This is a genomic window from Thermoanaerobaculia bacterium, assembly GCA_018057705.1.
Classification (GTDB): Bacteria; Acidobacteriota; Thermoanaerobaculia; order Multivoradales; family JAGPDF01; genus JAGPDF01.
This window is the reverse complement of record JAGPDF010000124.1, coordinates 5,192-7,447: the sequence shown is the minus strand read 5'-3', so window position 1 is coordinate 7,447 and position 2,256 is coordinate 5,192. Positions and strand designations below refer to the sequence as shown.

3 protein-coding genes are annotated in these 2,256 nt (G+C 70.8%); 2 read left to right on the top strand and 1 reads right to left on the bottom strand.

What is annotated here, in order from left to right:
* A partial coding sequence (lhgO, locus tag KBI44_20635; protein MBP9146890.1) for an L-2-hydroxyglutarate oxidase occupies positions 1-1,058 on the bottom strand: 1,058 nt, incomplete at its 3' end.
* A gap of 129 nt (positions 1,059-1,187) precedes the next feature.
* Here lhgO and KBI44_20630 point away from each other — a divergent pair.
* Both KBI44_20630 and KBI44_20625 read left to right on the top strand, forming a co-directional pair.
* The gene (locus KBI44_20630) at positions 1,188-1,766 is read left to right on the top strand and encodes a polymer-forming cytoskeletal protein (protein MBP9146889.1); all 579 of its coding nucleotides are present in this window, start codon (positions 1,188-1,190) and stop codon (positions 1,764-1,766) included.
* Positions 1,763-2,256 (top strand): class I SAM-dependent methyltransferase (locus KBI44_20625; GenBank protein ID MBP9146888.1); only part of this gene is annotated, 494 nt, incomplete at its 3' end. The genes KBI44_20630 and KBI44_20625, both read left to right, overlap by 4 nt.

Genomic DNA, 2,256 nt, shown 5'->3' with positions numbered 1-2,256 from the left:
TCCATCGCCTGGGCCCGCACACCGCAGCCGGCCGGACGCACGTGGCGCTCACCGATCTCCGGCACCAGCCTCTGCAGCGAACGCACGAAGAGTCCCCGGCTCCAGGCCCGGCGATACTCCGCGAGTCCGATGCCGGCGTAGTGCGGCGCCATGCGCCAGAAGCCCGGGAAGGCGAGCATCGACGCCGTATCGCGCAGCGAAAAGCTCGACCGCGTGTAGCCTTCGCGTTTCCAGGCGAGCACGGCGTTCGGACCGGCCTCGATCGAGCCGTCGACGCGGCGCGTGAAGTGCACGCCGAGGAACGGCAGATCGGGATCGGGCACCGGGTAGATGAGATGGCGCACCAGACTCCGGGCCTCGGGCAGGAGCTCGTAGTAGTCGCCGCGGAAAGGGATGATCCGCACCTGCGGATCGAGCCCTCCGAGCCTCGCCAGGCGATCGCTCGCCAGACCCGCGCAGCCGACGAGGAAGGAGGCCGCGAAGCGCTCGCCTTGCGCCTCGACCTCGATCGTCCCGCCGGCCTGGCGGATTGCGGTCACCGCGGCGCCCGTCCGCACCTCGCCGCCCGCGGCGCGGATCTCTCCGGCGAGAGCCTCGGCCACCGCGACGTAGTCGATGATGCCGGTCTCGGGCACGAACAGCCCGGCGACGCCGGCGGCGTGCGGTTCGTGCTCCCGAAGCTGCTGCGGATCGAGCCGCTCGATCCCCGCGAGGCCGTTCTCGCGTCCCCGGCGTTCGAGCTCGTCGAGCCGCGCGAGCTCACTCTCCGCCACGGCCACGACCACCTTGCCGCAACGCTCGTGCGCGATCCCCTTCTGCTCGGCGAAGAGGAAGAGGGCCTCCCGTCCCGCGGCGCACAGCCGGGCTTTGCTCGAACCGGGTTTGTAATAGAGGCCGGAGTGGACGACGCCGCTGTTGTGGCCGGTCTGGTGAAACGCCAGGCGCTCTTCCGCCTCGAGCACCAGGCAGCGCAGCCGATGGTCCGCGGCGAGCGCGCGCGCCGTGGCGAGGCCGACGATTCCACCGCCTGCCACGACGACATCGAACGAGCGGCTCACCGCCAGATCCTCGCATATCGAACGCGGAATGCACTTCTTCATTGCCGTGCGCGGCGTAATCTTCTGCAATGATCTCTTTCCGCCCGGGCCGGCTGTGCCGGGACGCAGCGAGACAAAGGAGCCATCACCATGTGGAAGCGCGACAACGAGCCCACCCCCGCACCGACGCCCGCCGCCCCGTCGGCGGTCCGCACCGAACGCAGCGAACGGACGGAGCGCAGCGAGCCCGAACCGCCGGCTCCCCGCGCGGCCGAGAGCACGGCGCGGGCCGTGATCGGCGCTTCGCTCGATCTCCAGGGCGAGCTTTCGGGCGAGGAAGATCTGCTCATCGAGGGGCGGGTGCAGGGACGTATCCAGTTCCCGCAGCATGCCGTGACCATCGGGGCGAAGGGGCGGGTCTCCGCCGGAGTCCATGCCCGCCTGATCACGATCGAGGGCGAGGTGGACGGCAATCTCGTCGCCGAGGAGATGCTCGTGCTGAAGAAGAGTGCCCGTGTGCGCGGCGATCTCGTGGCGCCGCGCGTGGTGATCGAAGACGGCGCGCGCTTCAAGGGCACCATCGACATGGAACCGGCCGCGAAGCCGGCGCAGGGTGCGGGTCCGCGCCCGTTGGCGACGCCGACCGCGACGACCGCGACGACCTCGACGACCTCAACGCCGGCAACGGCGACGGCGGCAGGGACAGCCGGCGGCAGCAAGACGACTTGAGAGCCGATCACCCCTCTCCGGGGTTGAAGTCGGCGATCGAGCACCTGCCGCGTCCCGGCGCCTCCATTCTCGACCTGGGGCCGGCGCTGGCCGCGAACGTCGCCTTCTTCCAGCCGCTCGGCGTTCGCCTGCGGATCGCCGACTTCGACCGCACGGTCGACGAGGAAGAGGCGCGCGACGCCATCCCGGCGCTCTGGGAGCGCCGCCTGCCTCATCTCCTGCCCTTCCACGCCGGCGAGCGGTTCGACCTCGTCCTCGCCTGGGATCTGCCGAACTACTTCAGCCGTGAGCGCTGGCTCGCGGTGGCGCGGCGGATCACCGAGCGCCTCACCCCGGGTGGCGCCATGCACATGCTGGTGCGGGTCGGCGCGGAGATGCCCCAGCACCCTTGCGTCTACCGGATCGTCGAGCCGGGGACGCTGTCGGAGGAGATCCTCTCCGAGTCGATGATGGCGGCCCCCCGCCTGCCGCACGCCGACGTCGAGAAGCT

Excerpts from the sequence above, each read along its gene's own strand:
- KBI44_20630 (MBP9146889.1), top strand. The coding sequence starts at position 1,188 with ATGTGGAAGCGCGACAACGAGCCCACCCCCGCACCGACGCCCGCCGCC.